Annotated in this window: 23 protein-coding genes; 12 read left to right on the top strand and 11 right to left on the bottom strand. The window is 69.9% G+C overall.

Annotated features, from left to right (window positions below; all coding sequences use genetic code 11):
* Positions 1–1,368 (top strand): GH1 family beta-glucosidase, encoded by a 1,368-nt coding sequence (locus J2Z79_RS06680; RefSeq protein ID WP_209466089.1) that lies wholly within the window; start codon positions 1–3, stop codon positions 1,366–1,368.
* A gap of 48 nt (positions 1,369–1,416) precedes the next feature.
* On the opposite strand, the gene comA is transcribed toward J2Z79_RS06680, so the two are convergent.
* The 5 genes from comA to J2Z79_RS06655 form a co-directional block, all read right to left on the bottom strand.
* Entirely contained in the window at positions 1,417–2,226 is an 810-nt protein-coding gene (gene comA / locus J2Z79_RS06675; protein WP_342589430.1) for a phosphosulfolactate synthase, read from the bottom strand.
* A 118-nt stretch (positions 2,227–2,344) separates the two neighbouring features.
* The gene (locus tag J2Z79_RS06670) at positions 2,345–2,833 is read right to left on the bottom strand and encodes a DinB family protein (RefSeq protein WP_209466088.1); all 489 of its coding nucleotides are present in this window, start codon (positions 2,831–2,833) and stop codon (positions 2,345–2,347) included.
* A 109-nt stretch (positions 2,834–2,942) separates the two neighbouring features.
* Positions 2,943–3,815 (bottom strand): PH domain-containing protein, encoded by an 873-nt coding sequence (locus J2Z79_RS06665; protein ID WP_209466087.1) that lies wholly within the window; start codon positions 3,813–3,815, stop codon positions 2,943–2,945.
* Positions 3,816–3,885: 70 nt separating this feature from the next.
* On the bottom strand, positions 3,886–4,686 hold the full coding sequence (locus J2Z79_RS06660; protein WP_209466086.1) for a GNAT family N-acetyltransferase: 801 nt from the start codon (positions 4,684–4,686) through the stop codon (positions 3,886–3,888).
* A 77-nt stretch (positions 4,687–4,763) separates the two neighbouring features.
* Positions 4,764–6,116: an MFS transporter gene (locus J2Z79_RS06655; RefSeq protein ID WP_342589429.1), complete on the bottom strand. Its 1,353-nt coding sequence runs from the start codon at positions 6,114–6,116 to the stop codon at positions 4,764–4,766.
* A gap of 115 nt (positions 6,117–6,231) precedes the next feature.
* Between J2Z79_RS06655 and J2Z79_RS06650 the strand changes: the two genes are divergently transcribed.
* The 3 genes from J2Z79_RS06650 (at position 6,232) to J2Z79_RS06640 (ending at position 8,229) form a co-directional block, all read left to right on the top strand.
* A complete protein-coding gene (locus J2Z79_RS06650; RefSeq protein WP_209466084.1) occupies positions 6,232–6,684 on the top strand; it encodes a DUF441 domain-containing protein in 453 nt (150 codons plus the stop codon).
* A gap of 12 nt (positions 6,685–6,696) precedes the next feature.
* Positions 6,697–6,957 carry a YqhV family protein gene (locus J2Z79_RS06645; protein WP_209466083.1) on the top strand — a complete coding sequence of 87 codons (261 nt, stop codon included), beginning with the start codon at positions 6,697–6,699 and terminating at the stop codon, positions 6,955–6,957.
* A 111-nt stretch (positions 6,958–7,068) separates the two neighbouring features.
* Positions 7,069–8,229: a DUF4097 family beta strand repeat-containing protein gene (locus J2Z79_RS06640; RefSeq protein ID WP_209466082.1), complete on the top strand. Its 1,161-nt coding sequence runs from the start codon at positions 7,069–7,071 to the stop codon at positions 8,227–8,229.
* Between the two features lie 8 nt (positions 8,230–8,237).
* On the opposite strand, the gene J2Z79_RS06635 is transcribed toward J2Z79_RS06640, so the two are convergent.
* The gene (locus J2Z79_RS06635; protein WP_342589428.1) at positions 8,238–9,557 is read right to left on the bottom strand and encodes an NAD(P)/FAD-dependent oxidoreductase; all 1,320 of its coding nucleotides are present in this window, start codon (positions 9,555–9,557) and stop codon (positions 8,238–8,240) included.
* A gap of 418 nt (positions 9,558–9,975) precedes the next feature.
* Here J2Z79_RS06635 and J2Z79_RS06630 point away from each other — a divergent pair, with 418 nt between their 5' ends.
* From J2Z79_RS06630 to J2Z79_RS06615, 4 genes are all read left to right on the top strand, one after another.
* Positions 9,976–11,529 (top strand): glutathione ABC transporter substrate-binding protein, encoded by a 1,554-nt coding sequence (locus J2Z79_RS06630; protein WP_209466080.1) that lies wholly within the window; start codon positions 9,976–9,978, stop codon positions 11,527–11,529.
* Between the two features lie 5 nt (positions 11,530–11,534).
* Entirely contained in the window at positions 11,535–12,464 is a 930-nt protein-coding gene (gene nikB, locus J2Z79_RS06625; RefSeq protein ID WP_209466079.1) for a nickel ABC transporter permease, read from the top strand.
* A complete protein-coding gene (gene nikC / locus J2Z79_RS06620) occupies positions 12,457–13,290 on the top strand; it encodes a nickel transporter permease (RefSeq protein ID WP_209466078.1) in 834 nt (277 codons plus the stop codon). Before nikB ends, nikC begins: the two co-directional genes overlap by 8 nt.
* 140 nt (positions 13,291–13,430) lie before the next feature.
* On the top strand, positions 13,431–14,132 hold the full coding sequence (locus J2Z79_RS06615) for an SDR family NAD(P)-dependent oxidoreductase (protein ID WP_209466077.1): 702 nt from the start codon (positions 13,431–13,433) through the stop codon (positions 14,130–14,132).
* Positions 14,133–14,493: 361 nt separating this feature from the next.
* On the opposite strand, the gene J2Z79_RS06610 is transcribed toward J2Z79_RS06615, so the two are convergent.
* Entirely contained in the window at positions 14,494–15,729 is a 1,236-nt protein-coding gene (locus tag J2Z79_RS06610; RefSeq protein ID WP_209466076.1) for an IS110 family RNA-guided transposase, read from the bottom strand.
* A 363-nt stretch (positions 15,730–16,092) separates the two neighbouring features.
* On the opposite strand from J2Z79_RS06610, the gene J2Z79_RS06605 reads away from it, so the two are divergent.
* Positions 16,093–16,686, top strand: coding sequence for a DNA-3-methyladenine glycosylase I (locus J2Z79_RS06605; protein WP_209466075.1), 594 nt, complete (start codon positions 16,093–16,095; stop codon positions 16,684–16,686).
* Between the two features lie 226 nt (positions 16,687–16,912).
* Here J2Z79_RS06605 and J2Z79_RS06600 read toward each other — a convergent pair whose 3' ends face one another.
* Positions 16,913–17,158 (bottom strand): alpha/beta-type small acid-soluble spore protein, encoded by a 246-nt coding sequence (locus J2Z79_RS06600; RefSeq protein WP_209466074.1) that lies wholly within the window; start codon positions 17,156–17,158, stop codon positions 16,913–16,915.
* A gap of 145 nt (positions 17,159–17,303) precedes the next feature.
* Here J2Z79_RS06600 and J2Z79_RS06595 point away from each other — a divergent pair, with 145 nt between their 5' ends.
* Positions 17,304–18,203, top strand: a complete 900-nt coding sequence (locus J2Z79_RS06595; RefSeq protein WP_209466073.1) for an arginase — start codon at positions 17,304–17,306, stop codon at positions 18,201–18,203.
* 22 nt (positions 18,204–18,225) lie between these two features.
* On the top strand, positions 18,226–18,834 hold the full coding sequence (locus tag J2Z79_RS06590) for a hypothetical protein (protein WP_209466072.1): 609 nt from the start codon (positions 18,226–18,228) through the stop codon (positions 18,832–18,834).
* 56 nt (positions 18,835–18,890) lie between these two features.
* Here the strand turns inward: J2Z79_RS06590 and J2Z79_RS06585 are convergent, their stop codons facing one another.
* Together J2Z79_RS06585 and J2Z79_RS06580 are read right to left on the bottom strand one after the other, a co-directional pair.
* The gene (locus J2Z79_RS06585; RefSeq protein ID WP_209466071.1) at positions 18,891–19,139 is read right to left on the bottom strand and encodes a hypothetical protein; all 249 of its coding nucleotides are present in this window, start codon (positions 19,137–19,139) and stop codon (positions 18,891–18,893) included.
* Positions 19,140–19,292: 153 nt separating this feature from the next.
* Positions 19,293–20,444: a CapA family protein gene (locus tag J2Z79_RS06580; RefSeq protein WP_209466070.1), complete on the bottom strand. Its 1,152-nt coding sequence runs from the start codon at positions 20,442–20,444 to the stop codon at positions 19,293–19,295.
* Positions 20,445–20,734: 290 nt separating this feature from the next.
* On the opposite strand from J2Z79_RS06580, the gene J2Z79_RS06575 reads away from it, so the two are divergent.
* Positions 20,735–21,136 (top strand): GIY-YIG nuclease family protein, encoded by a 402-nt coding sequence (locus J2Z79_RS06575; RefSeq protein ID WP_209466069.1) that lies wholly within the window; start codon positions 20,735–20,737, stop codon positions 21,134–21,136.
* Positions 21,137–21,382: 246 nt separating this feature from the next.
* Here the strand turns inward: J2Z79_RS06575 and J2Z79_RS06570 are convergent, their stop codons facing one another.
* Positions 21,383–22,372: an ABC transporter ATP-binding protein gene (locus J2Z79_RS06570; RefSeq protein WP_209466068.1), complete on the bottom strand. Its 990-nt coding sequence runs from the start codon at positions 22,370–22,372 to the stop codon at positions 21,383–21,385.
* Between the last annotated feature and the right edge of the window lie 8 nt (positions 22,373–22,380).

Here is a 22,380-nt window from a genome sequence, read left to right as displayed (position 1 = left end):
ATGCGCTTTCCCGCTGACTTCCTCTGGGGCGCGGCCACGGCCGCCTACCAGGTCGAAGGGGCCGTCCGGGAGGACGGCCGGGGCGAGTCGATCTGGGACCGGTTCGCGCACACCCCCGGCAAGGTGGCCGGGGGCGACACCGGCGACGTGGCCTGCGACCATTACCATCGCTGGGCCGAGGACGTCGACCTGATGGCCGACCTCGGCCTGCAGGCCTACCGCTTCTCCATCGCCTGGCCCCGCCTCTTCCCCGAGGGGGCGGGCCGGCCCAACTCCCGGGGGTTCGACTTCTACAAGCGGCTGGTGGAGCGGCTCCGCGCCCGGTCCATCAAGCCGGTGGCCACCCTGTATCACTGGGACCTGCCGCAGGCGCTCCAGGAGGCCGGCGGCTGGGTCAACCGGGACACCGCGTACCGGTTCCAGGAGTACGCCGCAGCCGCCCTCCGGGAGCTGGGCGACGGCGTGGACGACTGGACCACCATCAACGAGCCCTGGTGCGCCGCCTTCCTGGGCCACGCCCTTGGCCAGCACGCCCCCGGCCTCACGGACTGGCCGGCGGCAGTGCGGGCCTCCCACCACCTCCTGCTGGCCCACGGGCTGGCCGTGCAGGCCTTCCGGGATCTGATGCGACGGGACCAGCGGGTGGGCATCACGCTGAACATGACCGTCGCCGAGCCGGCCGGCGACAGCGAGGCCGACCGGGCCGCTGCCCGCCGGTACGACGGCTTCTTCAACCGCTGGTTCGCCGACCCCCTCTTCCTGGGCCGCTACCCTGAGGACATGCTGGCCTGGTACGGGGCCGCCGGCGCACTGCCGGGCACGGCCGCGGGAGCGGGCGCACCCGACTGGCCGCCCCCCGGCGACATGGCGCTGATCAGCGCACCCATCGACTTCTTCGGCCTCAACTACTACACCCGCACCATCTGCCAGGATGACCCGCACAGCCCCTTCTTCGGACTGCGCACGCTGCCGCCCCGGGGCCCCGTGACGGACCAGGGCTGGGAGATCGTGCCCGGCTGCCTGCGGGACCTGCTGGTGCGAATCCAGCGGGATTGGACGCGGGGCCTGCCGGTCTACATCCACGAGAACGGCGCCGCCATGCGCGACGTGCTGACGGAGGACGGGCGGGTGCACGACACCGACCGCATCGCCTTCCTCCGGGACCACCTGGAGGCCGCCGGACAGGCCATCGCCGACGGGGTCAACCTCAGGGGCTACTTCGTCTGGTCCCTGCTGGACAACTTCGAGTGGGCCTGGGGGTACGCCAAGCGGTTCGGCATCGTCTACGTGGACTACGCCACCCAGCGCCGCCTCCCCAAGGATTCGGCCTTCTGGTACCGGGAGGTGATCCGGCAGAACGGGTGGTGAGGTGCATGACCAGGCGGCACCGGCGGGTCCTGGCCCGCCGGTGCCGCCTCAGCACTTTCCGTTGACAAGCGCCAGCCGCAGCGTGTCGCTCCGCAGCCCGCAGCGCAGCGCCTCCAGGGCGATCACCTCGTCCGGCGCCACGTTGCCCAGGTTGACGTTGGGCCCGAAGAGGGCGATCAGCTCCTGCTGCTGCGCCTTCAGGGGCGCCTCCCACATCACCGCCCCCGGATCCGGCAGCCCGGCGACCAGCCGCTCCACCGCCCCCATCTTCAGGCGGCCCTCCCGGTCGTAGATGCCGACCCCCTTGCCCGACTCCCGCCCCTCGAGGATCACCTTGGCCGCGCCGGCACCCAGGTCCGCCTGCAGCTGCTCCAGGGCGGCGGCGGGGTCCAGCTCCTGCGCACCGTCCTTCTTCCCCACCTCGGTGATGACGGTGAAGCCCAGCGCCCGGGCGGTCCGGATGGCGTGCTCCCGGGCCCCGGGGCCCAGCTCGATCGTGCCGTCGCTCACCTCCACCGTGCGGAATCCCAGCTCCCACGTCTCCTCCAGGTACGCCTCCAGCCGGCCCTGGAGCACGGCCACCTCGAGGAACGTCCCGCCCGGGTAAGGCTCCACGCCGTGCGCGCGAATCAGGGCCACCTTCTCCCGGAGCATCCTTTCCGGGTAGAGGGCGGCCGTGCCGAAGCCCAGCTTGATGTAGTCGATGTACTCCCCTGCCAGCTCCAGCAGGGCCCGGGTCTGGTCGAGTCCCAGCCCCTTGTCGATGACCATCGTCTGCCCTACGCTCCGGGGCTTTGCGGTGCGCCCGGCCAGCGGATGGCGCAGCACCCCGGCGTAGGCGCGCAACTCCTGGATCACGCCCGGCCTCCTCTCCCTGCGCTTGAAGGCCGCGCCGTGCGCGGCCTTCGGTGCAGGGTATGAGCGCCGAAGGAACAGGGTGCAACATCAGGATGGCCGCCCTGGTGCGATTGGCCGGTTACCGCGTCGCCGGCCAGGAGCCCTGCATCTTGCGGATCAGCACGATCTGCCCCGTGTGGTAGGTGTCGTGCATCACCCATGCGGCCAGGGATTCCGCAACAGTTCCCATGTCCTGGAGCGGCTTCTCCAGGTCGTCCTCGGACAGGTTCGCGACGGCCTCCCGGAGCCGCCGGGCCAGGTCGCGGGCCCGGGCGACCTCCGCCTGCCACGCGTCCTCCGCTTCCGGGCCTGCCGCCGGGCCGAAGGTCTCCTCGTTGGCGGTCATCGCAGGGCCGCCTGGGGTGCCGGTGATGCGGTGCCACATGAACTCGTTCCAGAAGTTCAGGTGCCTCAGGGTCTGCCAGATCGTGTTGCCGCCGCCGGGCGGCTGCCAGGCCGCCTCGCGGGCCGTCACGCCTTCCAGCGCCGCCTCCAGCGGTGCGAACCAGCCCTCCCGGTCCCAGCTGTACTCCCGCAGAAGCGTCAGGAGCCCCGTCCGTCCCTGCATGCCGATGCCGCTCCTCTCTGTCTAAGACTGCTTGTCGGCCGCTGATCTTCGCTGTCTCCGGCACGGCGCGTGCTGCCGGCCTGCCGGGCGCGAGCGCCGAATCCAACGATCACCGCATCCGCTGCCGGACCGCCTCTACGAACCGCTCGTCCTCCTCCGGCGTGATCCCGAAGGTCCGGCCGTCGCGCAGGTGCATCAGCACCAGCGGCTTGATGCGCGTGGCGTACAGCCGCAGGTTCGGGCCGGCGTCGGGCCACCGGAACCGGCCCCAGAGGAGGCTGCCCACCGCCGTACCGTAGAGGCGCAGCGGGAACCCCTTCGGCGAGGCCACCTCCACCCGCTCCAGCTCGTCGTAGCCGATGCGGACCGGGCTCAGGCCGGTGCGGATCGTCACCCCGTCAGGCCCCAGTTCGTACCGGAGCGCCTTCGGGAAGCGGCCCACCGCGCCCGTGACGTACAGCGCGGACACGGCGGCCACCGCCACCAGCGCCAGCGGGATCAGCATCGAGGCGGTGGCCCGCCCCGTTCCGCCCGCGGGCTGGAACGTTCCGGGCGACCGGGTCTCGATGGCTTCCATCAGCCGCTCGGGATCCACAGGGGTGAGCCCGTAGCGGGCGTCGGAGACGTCGATCACCACCAGCGAGTCCAGCTTCGTCGCGTAGAGCGTGATGTCGCCGGTCTCATTGAAGCGGAAGCGCCCCGTCCGCAGGTTGGACGTGGCCGTGCCGAAGAGGCGCACGCCGCCGGTCAGCCGGTCGGGCCGCCAGACGTCCGTGACCGCATCCAGCGGGATCTCCTTGGTGCTGAAGCCGCTGCGGATCCGGATGGACTCGGGCGTCACCGCGTACTGCATGTTCATGGCGGAGAGCATGCTGCTGGCCAGGGCGATGACCGCCACCAGGAGCGCCAACAGCGTGACGAAGTTGATGCCCTTGAGACCGGACGAGGGTGCGGGTTGTGCCGGATAGAAGGTCTCGTTCATCGGGTGACCGCCTTCCTCTGGAGGGGATTCATAACCACATCATACCATAGGCCCGTCCGGCCGGGACCGCTCAGTGAACGCGCCACCGCTCCTCGGGCCGCTGGAACCGCTGCGACAGGTAGATCTCGTGGTACACGTCGCGGAAGCCCAGCCGCTGGTAGAGCCGGCGGCCCATGGCCGTGGGGGTCAGGCCCACGTAGTCGCAGCCGTTCTCCAGCGCGTCGGCGATCGCCGTCCGCAGCACCTCCGTAGCCACGCCCAGCCGCTGGTAGGCCGGCAGGGTGCAGAGGTTGTAGATGCCCCCCATCCGGCCCCGCCGGTAGAGCGTGCCGCCGCCGACGGGCCGCCCGCCCAGGAAGGCCACGTAGTGGAAGGCGCCCAGGGCGTCGGCCACCTCGACCCCCTTCCGCCCGGCCGCCAGGTAGCCGCCGGTGGCGCCGGGGAAGAAGACCTGGCGCATCACCTGCCAGAACAGCTCGAAGTCGCCCTGCCGCAGCCGCACCACCCTGAGGTCCGGACGGCGGGGCAGCGGCAGCGGGGTGCCGTCCCACACCATCACGGGGACCGCCTCGCTCCGGTACCCCTGCCGCAGCAGCCGCTGCGCCAGGTCGGCCGGCTGCGTGGCCGGGGTCGTCAGGAACGCGACCTGGGGGAGCCCCTGCTCCCGGAAGTAGACGCGCGCCGCGGCGATCAGCTCCTCCGCCTCGTCGCAGCCCACGCGGATGTAGCCCACGTGGTTGTAGCGCGGATAGGGCGCGGAGGGCATGAGCACCCAGCGGGCGCCGAACGCTTCCTGCGTCGACTCGCCCAGGTGCTGCTTCAGGTGCTCCTGATTCTCCTCCCACAGGTCGGCCAGCAGGGCCACGTCCATGCGGCTCCCTCCACGGTTGCACTTTCCGTAAGAGTTCGCCCTTTCCCCCGCCCATCCCTGTATCCCCGGTCTGCACATCAATGCAGCGGCGCCCGGGTGCCCAGGGGCACGTCGGCGGGCGGCTCCCAGGGAGGGATCTCGACGGTCCGGCCGGGTCCGCCCCGCTTCCCCCCGGTCTCCGCCCCGCCGGCCTCCTCCTCCTCGCCCTCCTCCTCCACCAGCTGCTCCGGCCGGATGAGGAGGAGCGTGGCGGCCAGCGACGAGGCCAGGACCCCGGCGGAGAACCAGAAGGGCACCGCCTCGCTGCGGCGCATCAGCGCGCCGTAGATGGGCGGGCCGAAGGCGACGCCGATGAAGCGCACGGCACCGTAGATGGAGGTGATCATCGCCCGCTGCTCGGACCGGGCCGACGAGGTGATCAGGTTGTTCAGCCCCGGAAGCTGCAGCCCGGTGCCCAGCCCGGCGATGACCAGGCCCGTGTAGAAGGCCCAGTCCACCCGGATGAAGGCGATGAGCAGCGTCCCGCCGATGGCCATGATCAGCCCGGCGATCACCGCCGGCTTCAGCAGGCCCTTGTGGTTCTGCAGGTAGAGCCCCGAGCTGAAGGAGACCACCGACATGGCCAGCACCGGCCACATGATGCGCACGCCCTTGGGCACGCCGTCGATGCCGTGGGCGTTCTCCAGGTGCTCCGAGAGGAAGAAGAGCACGCCGAAGAGCACGAAGAGGGCCACGGTGCCGGCCCAGAAGCAGGCCACCAAAGGCACGCCCTTCTGCCGGAAGATCCCGATCACCTGCCGGAAGTACTCCCGGGCCGGCGGCGCCTTCTGGCGCCTTGGCTCACGGGTGAGGAACCAGACCCCCAGGGCGAAGGGGATGGCGAGGAGGGCGTAGGCGAAGAAGACCGCCCACCAGACGAAGACCTGGCCGATCAGCGCCCCCAGGATCGGCGAGATGACTTTGCCCAGGCCGTTGGAGGCCTCGAAGATGCCCAGGGCCGTCACGCGGCTGCCGCCCCGGAACAGGTCGCCGACAAAGGCCATGGCCACCGGGGCGGTGCCCGCCGCGCCGATGCCCTGAATCACCCGGCCCACCATCACCATGGTGAAGCCGCCCGCGCCGAGCCTCCAGCCCGCCAGCCCCGAGACGATCCCGCCCAGGCCGTAGAGCACCAGGCTGGGCACCACCACCAGCTTGCGGCCGTAGCGGTCGGCCAGGAAGCCGGCCACGGCGATGGCAACGCCGGCCGAGAGCGAGAACGCGGTGACGGCCAGCCCGGTGGTCGCCTTGCTGATGTTCATCACCCGCCCCATGTCGGGCAGGACCGGGATGAGCATCGAGTTGCCGAGAACCATGATCAGCGGAACGGTACAGAGCGCCGCCAGCTGCAGCCAGCGGTTCGGCCCCGCCGGCGCCTTCAACTGCCCCACCGGCAAATCCCTCCCTGCGCGATCCACTGATTAGATTCCCCGAACCCGGGTGGTGCGACACCCCCAGGCATTTTTCGTCCAGGCCTCCGATAGAATCGCAACGGGAGGGATGTCCATGCCGAGCGATCGGGTGATCCTCCTCGCCCTGATGGCGCTGGGCGTCGCGGCGCGCAACTCGCTGATCGTCACCGCCGCAGGCGTCGTGCTCATCATGCGCGTGCTCAGCCTCGATCGCTTCTTCCCGCTCCTGGAGAGGCGGGGGCTGGAGGCCGGGCTGATCTTCCTCCTGATGGCCGTGCTGGTCCCGTTCGCCACCGGCGAGGTGGGCTGGGCCGAGATCCGGCAGTCCTTCACCTCCTGGAGCGGCCTCGCGGCCATCCTGGGCGGCATCATCGCCGCCGTGCTCAGCGGCTACGGCGTGACGCTGCTGCAGGTGAAGCCCGAGGTGATCGTCGGCATGGTGGTCGGCACCATCCTGGGCGTGGTGCTGTTCAAGGGCATCCCCGTCGGCCCCCTGGCCGCCGCAGGCTTCACCGCCATCCTGCTGGCGCTGGTGCGCTGGCAATAGGGGGGCCGGTCCGTGGAGGAGAAGCTGATCTGGGGAATGCGGCTCGCCCGCATGCTCTCGGCCTGCATCGAGGTCTGCGCCGCGGTGCTGCTCCTGCGCATGGCCGACCCCAGGGCGATGCTGCGGCTCAACTCGCTGCTGGGGCTGGTGGGGCCGGTCATCTTCATCACGGTCAGCGCGCTCGGCCTCGCCGCCAGCCTCGGCAGGCTCCAGCCCGGCCGGGTGCTGATCGTGCTGCTGGGCGTCGCGCTGGTGGTGTGGGGGACGCGCTGAAGTGCAGCGAAGGCGGTGAAGGAATCCCCGGCGGAGCAGCGTCAAACCGGGTGAAGCGAACGAGACGCACCCGTGGAACGTTCAAGACGCAACCGAAGGAGGATTCCCGGCATGAACACCAGCCCGCGCCGCGTGGGCCGCGCAACCGTGGCCATCGGCCTCGTCGCTGCCGGCGCCGCACTGCTCAGCGATAACATCGCCGCCGCCGGCCCCCGCTACACGGAGCTGCTGCTGCGCCTCTGGCCCGTCTTCCTCATCGGCTTCGGGCTGGAGTACCTGATCTGGGGCCTGCTGGACCGGGCCGGCCGGCGCCCGCTCCGGTTGGACGTGGGCGGCGCCTTCCTGCTGGCCGGCGCCCTGGCGCTGACCTCCGTGGTGCACGCCTTCTCGGGCGCGAGCCCCGAAATCTCGCTTTCCCTCGATGACGGCGCCACCCAGACCGAGGTGCGCACGGTCCCGACCGCCGGCGCGGCCGCGCTGGAGGTGAACATCGACGTCGGGCAGGTGACGCTGCTCCCCCACCAGGCGGACGAGGTGCGGGTGGAGGCCAGGCAGACCGCCCGCGGCCTGGCCTTCCCCCGGGAGGGCGCTGCGCCCCGGCTGAACCTGACGGCCGAGGGCGGCGCGACCGTGCGGGTCACCGGCCGGGTGTCGGCCCGGGGCTTCAGCCCCGGCTTGTGGCAGACCACCTACCGCATCTACGCGCCGGCCGGCATGGCGGTGACGGTGCGGACGGACGCCGGGACGATCGCCGTGCAGGGGTATGACGGCAGCCTGGACCTGGCCGCCGACGCGGGCTCGATCACCGTCACCGACGGCTCCGGCAGCCTGGTGGCCCGGGCCGATTCGGGCAGCATCCAGGTGGTGCGCTTTGCCGGTCCGGTAGCCGCCACCACCGATGCCGGCGCCATCACGGCGCGGCAGGTGGACGGCGCGCTCACGCTGCGCTCGGGCACCGGCGTCATCACCGTGGATGATCACGGCGGGGCCGAGGTGACGGCGGAGACCCGGACCGGCACCATCACGGCGATCCTGGTGTCCCCGCCCGGCGGCCCCGTCACCCTGCGCACCAACACCGGCTCCATCCACCTCACCATGCCCGCGTCATCCGACGCCACCGTCCGGGCCAGCACCGGCACGGGCCGCATTCTCGGCATGAACGGCGGCGGGGGCGATGGCCTCGCCCGGTCGGCCAGCCGCACGCTGGGCGCGGGCACCCACCGGGTCACGCTGGAGGCCAACATGGGCACCATCCAGTTCTCCACCCGCTGACCGGCCGCTCAGCGACGGCGCTCGTCCCACCGGTCCCCCAGGCGCATCCCGGCCAGGATCGCGCCGGCCACCGCGAAGCGGAGCGGCTCGGGGGGCACCGGCAGCATCCGCCGGTTGACGAAGAAGACGTCCGTCAGGTCGGTCTGCCGCTCCAGGGCCAGGTCGGCCAGCGTCGCCCCGTTCAGGGTGCAGAGCGACACCCCGTGTCCCATGCAGCCCACGCTGTAGAGCAGGTTGGATCCGATGCGGCCGATCGCCGGCGCCAGGTCGAGGGTGGCTGAGATCGGCCCGCCCCAGTGGTGTGTGAAGCGGACCCCCGCGAGCGCGGGAAAGGTCCGCTCTACCGCTTCTTGCAGCCGCTGCTGCAGGACCGGGTTCCGGTCGCGCCCGACGGCGCTGCCCCAGTAGTAGTGCGCGTCCTCGCCGCCCATCAGCAGCCGGTTGTCGGCGGTGAGCCGGAAGTAGTGGATGAGGTTGCGGCCGTCCTCGATGCCCTGCCGCTGCCGCCAGCCGATGGCCTCCAGCTGCGCCGGGGAGAGCGGCTCCGTGAGCACGATGTAGGTGTGGACCGGCAGCTGGCGGCTGCGCACCGGACGGAACTGATGCGAGTAGGCGTTGGTGGCCAGGATCGCCTTCTCCGCCACCACCTGGCCCTGCGCCGTGCGGATGCGCACCTTGGGTCCGGGCTCCACCTCCAGCGCCGGCGTGCGCTCGCAGATGACTGCCCCGGCCTCCTCCGCGGCCCGGGCCAGGCCCCGCACCAGCCTGGCCGGGTTGAGGATGGCGCAGACCGGGTCCAGGCGGGCGCCGCAGAAAGCGGGCGAGTTCACCAGGTCCCGCACCGCCTCGGCCTCGAGCCAGGTCGTCTCGTGCGCCCCGGCCCTCCGGGCCAGCTCCATCTCCCGCTGCAGGCGGCGCCGCTGGGCGTCGCTGGCCGCGACCGTCAGCAGGCCGTTCTCCTCGTAGTCGCAGTCGATGCCGTGCTCGGCCACCCGGCGGCGCACCTCCGCCACCGCCCGGACCATGTACGCATCGGCCTCCCGGAGCCCCTGCAGGCCGAAGCGCCAGCGGGTCACCTCCGGCGAGAGGCCGAAGAGGGTCATGCTGAAGCCGGCGTTGCGGCCGCTGGCGCCGTATCCCACCACCGCCGACTCCAGCACCACCACCCGCAGCCCGGGCTCCCGCTCCTTCAGGTGGAGCGCGGCGGAGATCCCGGTGAACCCGCCGCCGATGATGCACACGTCCGCCACGTGATCGCCCGCGAGGGGCGGCCGCTCCGCGTACGCCCCCGCGGTCTCAAGCCAGAAGCTCTTCTCCCGGTAGTCCACGCTTCCGCCCCCTGTATCGTTTCCTGCCCTGACGGGCTGCCGCTCCGGACGCCGCCGTTCGCTCGTCAGGTTTGCCATGCCGCAGGTCCGGCGGCCATTCGACCTGGTTGCGCGGCCAATCGACTGGATCGTGCCTCCGCCAGTGCGGGTCGGGCGTTCAGCAGCGCCGGCGGAGAAGGCGGGTGCGGCGCCGCCTCGTGCGGGAACACTGAAGGATGCAGCCCGCCCGCCAAACTGGGCCTAATTCGTTATGGAAATTTGCGAGGTTGTAAGGCATAATAACCCAGTGGCGGCACGCAGAATCCCGATGTATCCGATCAACAAACTCAAATTCGCACCCTTCCGCCACACCGGTTCCGGGATTCCCGGAAACCCCCTAACGACGCCACATTCCAGTGATCAAGTGAGGTGCTGCCCTGTGAAGAAGAGGCTGCTTCCCCTGCTGCTGGCGCTGAGCCTGGCTGTGCTCTCCGCCTGCGGCGCCAACAACCAGAACCAGAATCAGACCCCGTCCCCGCAGACCGGCGGCCAGACGACCCCGCCGGCGCAGTCCATCACCATCGCCATCAGCGGCGACCCCACCACGCTGGATCCGCACAAGAGCTTCAACGGCTACGTCTTCACCGTCACCAACCAGCTCTACGAGACGCTGCTCTTCCGGGCGGCCGACGGGTCGCTGCAGCCGCGGCTGGCCACCGAGTGGACCCCGGTGGACGAGACCACCTGGGAGTTCAAGCTGCGGGAGGGCGTGAAGTTCTCCGACGGCACCCCGTTCAACGCGGAGGCCGTGAAGTTCAGCCTGGAGCGGCTGGCGAACCCGGAGACCAAGGGCCCCGGCGCCTTCATCGTCAACATGATCGAGGAGATCACGCCGGTGGACGAGACCACGGTCCGCATCCGCACCAGCACGCCCTTCGCGCCGCTGCTGGCCCACCTCTCCCACCCGGTGACGGCCATCGTCAGCCCCAAGGCGGCGGAGGGTGACCTCTCCAAGAACCCGGCGGGCACCGGCCCCTTCCTCCTGGCTGACTGGAAGGCCGGCGACTCCGTCACCCTGAAGGCGAACCCCGACTACTGGGGCGGCAAGCCCAAGCTGGAGACCGTGGTCCTGCGGGTCATCCCCGAGGCCGGCACCCAGCTGACCGAGCTGAAGGCGGGCACCGTCGACCTGATCACGGGCGTGCAGCCCGAGCGGTTCGCCGAGATCGAGAACGACCCGCAGCTCTCCGCCACCCGCTTCCTGGGCTGGGGCTCCATGTTCCTGGGCTTCAACATGAAGACCGGCCCGCTGGCCACACCTGAGGTCCGGGAGGCCATCGCCATGGCCATCGACCGCGAGGGCATCGTGCAGACGCTCCGGCAGGGCATGGCCCAGTTCGGCAACGCCCTGGTGCCGCCCACCGTGTTCGGCGCTGCGGTTGACCTGGACGGCCCCGAGTACGATCCCGAGGGCGCCAAGGCGCTCCTGGCCCGGGCCGGCGTGACCACGCCGCTGAAGCTCCGGCTCAACACCTACGAGGGCGCCGAGAACCAGCAGATCGCCCAGGCGATCCAGGCGCAGCTGAGCCAGATCGGCATCGACCTCGAAGTGGTGGTCACCGACTACGGCGCCTTCGCCGAGGCGATCGCCGCCGACGACCACGGCCTCTGGCTCTCCTCCTGGGGCACCGTGACGATGGACGCCGACTACACATTCTACGCCCTGCTCCACTCGCTGCAGCACGGGGCCGACAACAAGGCGTTCTACGCCAACACCCAGGTGGACCAGTGGCTGGAGGAGGCCCGGTCGACCACCGACGAGGGCCAGCGGAAGGCCCTCTACCGGCAGATTCAGGAGCAGGTGCAGGCCGACCTGCCGTACCTGAACCTGTACTACCCGCTCTCCTCCTACGCCAAGAACGACCGGCTGCAGGGCGAGGTCTACCCGTTCTCCAGCATCAACCTCGACCTGCGCCAGGCCGAAGTGAAGTAGCACCCATGCTGCGCTACGCCGCGCGGCGGCTCCTGCTGGTGCTGCCCGTGCTGTTCGGGGTGACGCTGCTGGTCTTCCTCCTCTTCTACCTCACCCCCGGCGACCCGACCCGGGCGATCCTCGGGCAGGAGGCGCAGGGGGCGTCGGCGGAGGACATCGAGCGGCTGCGGCACCAGCTGGGGCTCGACCGCCCATGGTATGAGCAGTACTTCGACTTCCTCGCGGGAGCGGTCCAGGGCGACCTGGGCCGCTCCTTCCGGGGCGACCGGCCCGTGGCGGGCGAGATCGCAGCCCGCTTCCCCACCACGCTGCGGCTGACGGTGATCTCCCTGACCCTGGCCGCGCTGGTAGGCATCCCGCTGGGCGTGGTGGGGGCGGTCAGGCGGAACACCTGGCTCGACTACCTGGTGATGCTGATCGTCCTGCTGGGCGTCTCCATGCCCACCTTCTGGGTGGGGATCCTGCTGATGCAGCTCTTCGCCCTGGAGCTGCGGCTGCTGCCGCCCTCGGGGACCGGCACCTGGCGGCACATGGTGCTGCCGGCCACGACCGTGGCGCTGGCCTCCATCGCCTTCATCGCCCGGATGACCCGCTCGTCGCTGATCGAGTCGCTGCGGGACGACTATGTGCGCACCGCCCGCTCCAAGGGGCTGGCGGAGCGCAGCGTGGTGTTCCGCCACGCCCTGCGCAACGCCTTCATCCCGGTGCTGACCACCCTGGGGCTGGAGTTCGGCGGCCTCCTGGGCGGCGCCGTGGTGGTGGAGTCGGTCTTCAGCCTGCCGGGCCTGGGCCGGCTGACGGTGGACGCCATCCGGGGGCGCGACCTGCCGCTGATCCAGGGCTGCATCCTGTTCGTGGCGGTGGTCTTCAGCCTGGTCAACCTGATCGTCGACCTGGGGTACGCGGGGCTAGACCCGCGGATACGCTATGACTAATTGGAGGCGCTTCGCGCGCAACCGGCTGGCCGTGGCCGGGCTGGTGGTCTTCCTCCTGCTCGTGCTCTCGGCCCTCTTGGCACCGCACCTGGCCCCCCACGACCCGAACCTGCAGGACTGGAAGATCCGGCTGCAGCCGCCCTCGGCCGGCCACCCCTTCGGCACCGACGAGTTCGGCCGGGACCTGCTCTCCCGGGTGCTGTACGGCGGCCGGGTGAGCCTGGTGGCCGGTGTGGTGCCGGTGGTGCTGGGCGCCACCGCCGGCACCCTGATCGGCCTGGTCGCCGGCTACATGGGCGGCCGCTGGGATCAGGTCCTGATGCGGCTGCTGGACGTGCTGCTGGCCTTCCCGATGATCTTCCTGGCGCTGGCCATCGTGGGCACGCTGGGCCCGGGGCTCTTGAACGCCATGCTGGCCGTGGCCGTGGTCTCGCTGCCCGGCTACGCCCGGCTGGTGCGGGGGCAGGTCCTGACGCTGAGGGAGCGGGAGTACGTCGCCGCCGCCCAGGCGGCCGGCGCCTCGCACGGCAGGGTCCTGATGCGCCACCTGCTGCCCAACATCCTGAGCCCGCTGCTGGTGCAGGCCACGCTCTCCGTCGGCTCCGCCATCCTCACCACCGCCTCGCTCTCCTTCCTGGGCCTGGGCACCCAGCCCCCCACGTCGGACTGGGGCGAGATGCTGGCCTCGGGCCGGCAGTACCTGCCGGAGGCCTGGTGGCTGGCGGTGTTCCCGGGGCTCTTCGTGATGCTGGCTGTGCTGTCGGTGAACCTGCTGGGCGACGGGTTACGCGACTATTTTGATCCGAAGGCGAAGAATGAGCGCTAGTGAAGGGAGCCGGGGGGCGGACCCCCGGCTCTGCTGCGCGATGGCCTGGGACGGCTCCCGCGTGCTGCCAGAGAGGGAGAAGCATTCCTCGAAGCGAACGTGGAAGACGAATCGGAGTACCGACGAAGGAGAGGTCTCAGATGCGGTTCGCAGACAAGGTCGTGGTCGTCACAGGCGCCGCCCGGGGCATCGGCCGGGCGACCGCCCTGGCCTTCGCCGCCGAGGGCGCCCGGGTCCTGGGGGCCGACGTGGACCCGCTGCCGGTGGACGGGGTGGAGATGCACCGCTGCGACGTGGCGGACGAGGAACAGGTTCGCGGCTTCCTGAACCAGGTCGGCCCCGTGTTGCACGTGCTGGTAAACAACGCCGGCATCTCGCAGTTCGGCCCCCTGGAGTCGACCCCGGTGGCCCAGTTCGACCGGGTGATCGCCGTCAACCTGCGGGGCACGTATCTGATGTCCCGCTACGCCGCGCCCCTCCTGCGGGCGGCGGGGCAGGCCGCCATCGTGAACATCGCCTCCACCCGGGCCCTGATGTCCGAGCCCAACACCGAGGCGTACTCCGCCAGCAAGGGGGGCATCCTCGCCCTCACCCACGCCCTGGCCATGACGCTGGGGCCGGCGGTCCGGGTGAACGCCATCCTGCCGGGCTGGATCGACGTCGTCGGCGAGGAGCTGCGCCCCGAGGACCACGCCCAGCACCCGGTGGGCCGGGTGGGGCGGCCCGAGGATATCGCCGCGGCCGCGCTCTTCCTGGCCGACCCGCTGCAGTCCGGCTTCATCACCGGCCAGCAGCTGGTGGTGGACGGCGGCATGACCCGGAAGATGATCTACATCGAGTAACACCGCCCGCGGCGGTGGCCGGCGCCGCTGCCGGCCGTGGCAACAGGCGCCGCTTCAGCCCCGTGGCCAGTATCGCTACGGGGCCGCCCTTGCCTCAGAATGGGGGAACGAATTTTCTCCCTGCACCGAGCAGGAGTTCGGATGAAGGTGGAGAATATAGCCAGCAGATCCAGATGATGATCGCGAGAGTACGGCTGACTCAGCCAACCACACAGTGGGAAGACCAGCGGTGACATGTCAAGAGGGGTGAGTTGACATAATGCAGGTGATTTATCAAGGTTCAGCGGTGTGAAGGCAATAACCAACCTGACCCACACCAACCAGGGTTGTGGGTGGAGCTAGATGGCATGCCACCCTGTTTCTACCGGGTGGGTGCCCCGAGTGGGTTGTACAGCCGGTTGGACCTCAGCAGGTGGTCCACCAGCCGGACCAGTTTGCGGGCCGTCAGCGCGAGGGCACGTTGGTGGGCATGGGTCTTGGACTCGGCCTTCTTCCGCTGATAGTACCGCTTGAACTCAGCGTCGTGCACCGCGAGGCTGCAAGCGGCTTCGATCAGGTAATACCGCAGGTAGCGGTTTCCCGTGCGGATCAGGCGGGTCTCCTCAGACTCGAACTTGCCAGACTGGTGGCGAGACCAGGCCAGGCCGGCGTACTTGGCCACGGCGTTGTGGTTACGGAAGCGCCAGATGTCGGCGATCTCTGCCACGATGCCGGCCACGTAGACCGGTCCCAGGCCCTTGACCGACCCCAGCGTGTTGGGGATGGTCGCCAGCAGTTCCTCGATGGGCCTGGACAGGGTCTCGATCTGCTCCTCCAGGGAGCGGATCAGCCTCAGGTGAGTTGCCAGCTCCAGGTTGACCGGATCCGCCAGGGCCTTAGGCAGCCGGTAGGAACTGCGGGCGGCCTTCTGCACCGCCGCAGCCACCGCCTCCGGATCGCCGATCCGGCCCCGGCTGTACCGGGCCACACGCTCCACCAGTTCCTCGATGGGCGTGGCGGCCAGCACTTCGATGCACTCCGTCTCGACCGTGAAGGCCAGGGCGGTGGCGCCGAAGGTCCTTCCCACCGGCTTGTCCTGGGCAAAGCTACTGAACTTCAGGAACAGAGCGTTCAAGAAGCGCTGCTTCGCCCGGACGAGATCCTGCACCAAGTGGTACCGGGTCCGCGTGAGGCGCCGCAACGCCTCGTAACGGTCCTCCAGAACCCCTGGAGCCGGCAGGCGGCCGAACCGCAGCCGGTCAGCGATGACCCAGGCGTCAACCCGGTCGGTCTTGGGTAGCTCCGGGTACGCTTGCTTGAAGCCGCGTACCACCTTGGGGTTGAAGGTGTGGACGACAGGCTGAAAGGGCTGTAGAGCCGGTGCCTGCCGCAGGTGCTGGACGAGGTGCCAGGAGTAAATGCCGGTCGCCTCGACCCCGAGCACCACCCGCTCCAGTCGGCGGGAGGTTACCAGTTTTACCAGGCGCTCCACCAGGGCTTCCGCACCTGGCAGGTCGTTGGCGACCCGGAAGCTGTCCACCTCCCGCCCGTCCTGGAGCATCGCCAGCACCTCGTTGGTGTGCATGCTGACGTCAATGCCAACAAACAGGGTGTGCACGCTGTCACCTCCCTTCTGAGGGACTGAGGCGCAAAGAGGGATCGGGTCGCCCTCGGGGCCAGGCGTGAATGCAGCCTCGCGTGTGATCAGCACCGTCCCGGGTGCGGGGGTGCACCGCCGGGCCTGCTGCGTTCCGGCGCCCGCAAACTGCCGGGTGCGCAACCAGCGTGTTGGCAACTGGCGCCTGGCCGAGGGGAGCAGTCTTTCGAAGCAGCGACTCCGAGGCAGCTTCCCGCCTCCTCATCGCCCTGCAGGAGTGTGGCAGCTCTTCCCCCTCTCTGGCCTTCAAGACCAGTTTCCGAGAAATGACCCGAAAAAGTAAACTAGCGGTCTCTGACCGCTAGCATACGAGGAGTGTCCCCCATGGTCACGCACCGGTGCAGCTGGGCCACCACTCCGCTCCTCGTCGCCTACCACGACGCCGAGTGGGGCGCACCCGTCCGCGACGACCGCACCCTGTTCGAGTTCCTGGTGCTAGAAGGCGCACAGGCCGGCCTCAGCTGGACGACGATCCTGCAGCGCCGCCCCGCCTACCGCAGGGCGTTCGCCGACTTCCACCCGGAGGCGGTGGCCCGCTTCGGCCCGGAAGAGGTTGCGGCTCTGCTGGCCGATCCCACGATCATCCGCAACCGCATGAAGATCGAGGCCGCGATCCGGAACGCCCGCGCCTTCCTCAAGGTCCAGGAGGAGTTCGGCACCTTCGCCGACTACATCTGGCGCTTCGTGGACGGTGTGCCGCGGGTCAACCACTGGACCGACCCCGCCGAGGTGCCCTCCAGCAGCCCGGAATCCGTGGCGATGAGCCGTGACCTGAAGAAGCGGGGCTTCGCCTTCGTGGGGCCCACGATCTGCTACGCGTACATGCAGGCCGTCGGGATGGTCAACGACCACCTGGTCGACTGCTTCCGCCACGGGGAACTCGCCCGGGTTGCAGCGGGGGCGCCGGTGGAGGCCTAGTCCTCTCGCCCTGCGCCCATGGGAGGTGCCGCCCCGTCCCCCTGCGCGACTCCGCCGCCGGCACACGCGCTAACTTAATCGGCTAATGCCAACACTTTTTCGCCCGTCGCTCAGTCCAACCTGATGTGCGGTCGACGAGCCTGACAGACAGACCCCCTGGCCGCGGAACGGCCAGGGGGTCCGCACCGGCGCCGTGCGCGGGCGGCGCCCGGACGGCCGGGGCATCCTATGCCCTGGGAATGAGCGTGCCCTTGGGGCCGATGACGCACTGCAGCTCCTTCAGCCGCCGGTTCAGGATGCCGCCCAGCCGGCCGGACTCCGCAGCGGTCAGCTCCGCCCAGCCGGCCCGGGCGATCTTCTCGCTCAGCCCCAGCTCCTGTGCGATCTCCAGCTTCAGACGGTCCAGCGGCGTCAGCTCCTTCGGCTTCTTCTGCCGGGCCTTGTTCGCCGTGCCCTTAGCCTTCTTCGGCATCTGACCACCCTCCTGACCCTAGCTTTCGCCCGGAAGCCATTCAATAACCGATCGGGAAGGAATCGCCCCGGTGGAACACGAATATGCAGAAGTGCATATACCACATTGAATATACTCTTTCGAATACTGGGGGCGCAGTCACGCGATGACCATACACGTACTCGGCTTTCCCACCACTCTCGGCCTTCCGCGCAGCGCCGTGCGCCACGGGCCCGAGGCGCTGCGGGCTTCCGGCCTGCTGCAGGCGCTCCGGCGCCACGACCCCCACGTCGTCGACCACGGCGACATGGCCGTGCCGCCCGGGCTCACCTCCGACCCGGCTCCCACCCGCGTGGCGAAGGTGGTCGAGGCCGCCCGGCGGCAGCGGGATCACTGGCTCCGGGTCACCCGGCCCGGCGACCTGCTCCTCACCATCGGCGGCGACCACTCCACCTCGCTGGGCACCATCATGGCCCTGGCAGAGCTTGGCGACGACTTTGACGTGGTCTGGGTCGACGCCCACGGCGACTTCAACACCATCGAGACCTCGCCCACGGGCAACCCCCACGGCATGGTGCTCTCGCTGGCCGCCGGCCTCCTGCCGGACGCCCTGGGCCGGGTCATCACGCCGGACCGGCTGCACCTCTGGGGCATCCGCGATCTGGATCCGGGCGAGCGGCGCCTCCTGGCCGCAAAGCGGGTCGAGGTGCTCACGCCCGCCGAGGTCAGGGCCCGGAGGGAGCAGATCCTGGCCGGGCTGCGGCCCAACGTCTTCCTCTCCTTCGACATCGACTCCGTCGACCCGGCTGATGCCCCCGGCACGATGACGCCAGTGCCCGGCGGCTTCACCCGGGATGAGGCCGTCGACCTGGTGAAGGCCATCGTCCGCGGACGGAACCTGATCGCCATGGACCTGGTCGAGTATCACCCCGACCGGGACGCCGGCGGCCTCACCAACCGCCTGGCCTGCGCGGTGCTCGAGGCCGCGCTCGGCGCCTGGAGCCGGTGCGACCGCGAGGCGTCCGACGCGCACCAGTGGCCGATGGCGTCGCCCCATCCGTTCTGAGCAGAAAGGAAGCGCAACACCCTTGGAAATTCTAGCTGCCGTCGCCCCGCTGGTCCTGACCATCGAGAGCTACCGCCTGACCACCGGCGAGGAGGACCCCGAGGAGCTGGCCCTCATGCAGCTCGAAGACCGGGAGAGGGCCCGCGCGATCGACGAGGCGCTGAACCTGCTGTACTTCCTGGAGACCCACCTCGCCGAGCCGCGCACCGAAGAAGGGCCGTCGGCGGTCGTCGGGACCATGGACGACCTGGAGGCCCTGCGTGCGCTGGCCGCGGCACAGCACGGCCACTCCGTCGCGGACTACCAGGAGGGGCGGGTGAAGGCCGGGCTCCAGTTCAACCACCTGATCAACCACGCCGGCGACTCGGGCCTCTACGTCCCCTACGACTTCCCCCAGTCCTTCGTGCTGGGCGATCTCTCGCTGGGCTCGGCCGTCGCCCTGCTGGCCGAGCTGACCGCCCTGGAGCCGGTCCTGGCCGAGCGGTTCCCCGCGGCGATGGCCCGGGCGCGGGCGCTGCCCGAGGACGATGAGGAGATCGCCGCCCTCGGGGGGCCCGTGGGCGTCTGGTACGCCCTCACGCGGCTCTGCCGCTCCGCCATCGCGCTCGATCTGCCGATTCAGCTCGGGTAGGCGCCGGCGCATCGCCAGATCCGGGGCTGTGGGCTGCGCACCGCAGCGGTGCGCGCTCAGGATTCCATGCGGGCAGGGAGGCCCTGCTGCTCCAGGTCGGCGGCGGAGAGGATCCCCTCGGCCTCTGCCGCCTGCACCAACCGGTTGTACTCCCCGCGCAATCGCTCCAGATCCTCGTCGTAGTTCAGCGACTGGGGCTCGATATCCAGCGGCAGGCGCGCCTGCAGGTGCTCCTGCCGCTCCGCCGTCTGGTGCACCTGGTCGTACAGGAACTTGAGCCGCTCCAGCGCCTCTGCACGCGTCATGGCCCATCGCCTCCTTCCGGCGTTATTCTGCCCCGCGGAGGCGACGGACGGTCCCGCAGCGACGAGGTGGGCTGCCGGCGCCACCCACGGGCGCCTGCAGCCCACCAGACACACGATTGGACAACGGTGATTACACACTGATCCGCCAGCCTTCTAGCCCGGGTAGCAGAGGTACCCCTCTTCGGGCGCCCCGTCGCTGCACGGCGAGGCGACCCCCTCCAGCCACTGCGGGAAGCCGCGGTCGTCCGTTCGGGCCACCCGCGTCTCCCAGCGGCTGATGCCGTCCCGGCCCAGGGTCACGGTCAGGACCCAGCTGATGCGGGACGGCTCGTCCAGCTCGGGGCCCACATCCACGAAGTCGTCGAAGATGAAGTTGCCCAGGCTGTAGGCGATCAGCCGGTCGTTGTAGATCTCCACGGGCTGCGTCACGTGCGGGTGGGTGCCCACCACCAGGTCGGCCCCCGCGTCGATGGCCACCCGGGCGATCTCAGCCTGGTCCTCGGCGTGCCAGGGCATGTAGTCGTAGCCCCAGTGCGGGTAGACCACCACGATGTCGGCCTGCTCCCTGGCCGACCGCACGTCCGCGGCCAGCTGGTCCAGCTCGATCCAGGCGAGCCCGGGCGTGTCGGGGCCGGCCTCGTAGCTGCGCAGCTCCACGTTGTTGTAGCCCAGGAGCGCCACCTTGAGGCCGTTCCGCTCCAGGATCAGCGGCTGGTGCGCCTCGGCGAAGTTCATGCCGCCGCCGAAGTAGGGCACCCCGCCCGCCCTCAGCTGCTGGAGCTGATCGACGAAGGCCTCCTTGCCGTAGTCGCCGGAGTGGTTGTTCGCCACGGAGACGGCGTCCATGTACCGGGCCAGCACCGTCACGGCGCTCGGGTCGCAGCGGAGGTTGAACCACTTGGGGATGGGCTCTCCCAGTGTGGACATGACGCACTCCAGGTTGCCGACGGTCAGGTCGGCCTGGGTCAGCACGTCGGCCACGCCGGCGAAAGGATCCTCGCCCCTGGCGATGTGCTCGCCCGGAATGCGGCCCAGCATGATGTCCCCCACGAACGTGATGGTCACCTGGCGGTCGTCGCCGGGCGCGGTCCCCGGTTCGCCGGCAGAGCCGCCGGGCTCCGGACCGGCCGTCGAACCAGGTGCTTCGGCGTCCCCGGCACCGGATCCCGTCACGGGCGCTGCGCCGGGATCCGCCGGCCCCTCCGCAGGCGGGCCGCTGCCCGGCCCGTCCGCCGGCACGGCGGAAAGGGCGGTGCAGCCGACCAGGATCATAAGCAGCACAGGCCATATCAGCGCACGCTTCACACGCATAACTCCCCTGGCAGAGCCCGCGGCGCCATGGGTTCCACGACGCGGCGTCGGGCAAGCATTATCAAAGCATACACCATCAAGACTTAGAGGGAACCGAGGCTGGATTCGCCGCTTTCGCCTGTTCTCCCTTCCCCGGCAGGCTGCCATCGTCTGGCGCCTGCGAGCCGCCTCCTCTGGACGGAATGGGCAGTTTGTGCTACGATACAGGCCAATGGTGCGTGGTGAAATAGTCACCAAGTAGGACGGAATCGTCGCGAAGACCCTGCGCGAAAGGGGAGCAACCCGTGGCTTGGATGACCATCCTGGGGCTGGACTGGAAGGGCGGGCGGTTCGCCCATCCCCTCGACATTGTAGACGTTCCGCAGAAGCCCGGCGTTTTCAAGCTGCACGCGCGCCTGGCCGACGGCGCATGGGAGGTCTTCTACGTGGGCCAGGCGAGCAACCTGTACAGCACGCTGCTGGCCTACATGGGCACCATCGTGGAGGGCGATCCGCAGGCCGCCGGCATCAGCCCGTGTGCCAAGGCGCGCATCGCCACGGACGAGGTGGCCTACTCCTACGCCGTGGTGGCCGACGAGACCGAGCGCAAGGGCTGCGTGCGGAGCCTCTTCGAGTACTACCGGCCCGCCTGCAACTCGCCCGAGCAGGTGCCCGACGTGGAGGGCATCGCCTGCAATCCATACTAGGCGGCAGACCACAGGACATTTCAGGGGCTGCCCCCGCAGAGAGACCTCTGCCGGGGCAGCCCCCGTCTTGCGCGTGCCGCCGCGATGCCCACGACCCCGGGCTGCAGCCCTTCCGAGCAGCTGTACCCGCGGACTCCCTGGATCCCGAGCTGTATCCCTTCCTGGCAGTTGCATCCGAGGCTTGCCCTGGATCCCGAGCCGTATCCCTTCCTGGTCGCTGCACCCGCGGATGCCCTGGATCCCGCGCTATATCCCTTCCTGGTAGATGCGGGAGATGATCCCTTCGATCTCCGGCTCCTCCACCGTCAGGTCGCGGATGGCGTAGCGGGCCGAGACCCGGGAGATCAGCTCGCTGGCCGAGAGCTCGTCCCGGTTGAAGCGCAGCCAGATCCGGTTCGCCTCCCGGCGGACCACCTCCGCCCCCTCCACCGCAACTTCCGGCAGCTGGCCGTTGGGCTCCAGGTCCACGACCAGCGTCCGCTGCTTGCCGAACCGCTCCTTGATCTGCGCCACCGGTCCGTCGTAGATCACCGTGCCGCGGTCGATCAGGATCATGCGCTCGCAGATCTTCTCGATGTCCTGCATGTCGTGGGTGGTCAGGATCACCGTCACGCCCCGCTCCCGGTTGATGGCCCGGATGAAGTCCCGGATCTTCTCCTTGGCCACCACGTCCAGGCCGATGGTGGGCTCGTCCAGGTAGACGACCTCCGGGTCGTGCAGCAGGGCCGCGGCCAGGTCGGCGCGCATCCGCTGGCCCAGCGAGAGCTGCCGCACCGGGGTGTTCAGGAACTCGTCCAGGCCCAGCAGCTCCCGGAACCGGTCCATGTTGCGCTGGTACCGCTCCTTGGGAACCTTGTAGATGTGCTGCAGCAGCTGGAACGACTCGATGGTCGGCAGGTCCCACCAGAGCTGCGTGCGCTGGCCGAAGACCACGCCGATCTGGCGGGCGTTCTCCACCCGCCGGTGATACGGCACCAACCCCCGCACCCGCACCTCCCCCGCCGTGGGCACGAGGATGCCGGTCAGGATCTTGATGGTGGTCGACTTGCCGGCCCCATTGGGCCCGATGTAGCCCACAAGCTCGCCGGGCTGGATGGTGAAGGAGACGTCGTTGACGGCCACCTTGGTGTCGAACTCGCGGGAGAAGAGCGTCCGCAGCGCCGCGAAGGCGCCCTCCTTCCGGCGGGCCACCTTGAACTCCTTGCGCAGCCCCTTGACCTCGATGATCGCGCTCAACCCATATC

The sequence above is a fragment of the Symbiobacterium terraclitae genome (assembly GCF_017874315.1).
In the GTDB taxonomy this organism is placed as follows: Bacteria; Bacillota; Sulfobacillia; order Symbiobacteriales; family Symbiobacteriaceae; genus Symbiobacterium; species Symbiobacterium terraclitae.
This window is presented reverse-complemented; position numbering and strand designations above follow the sequence as displayed.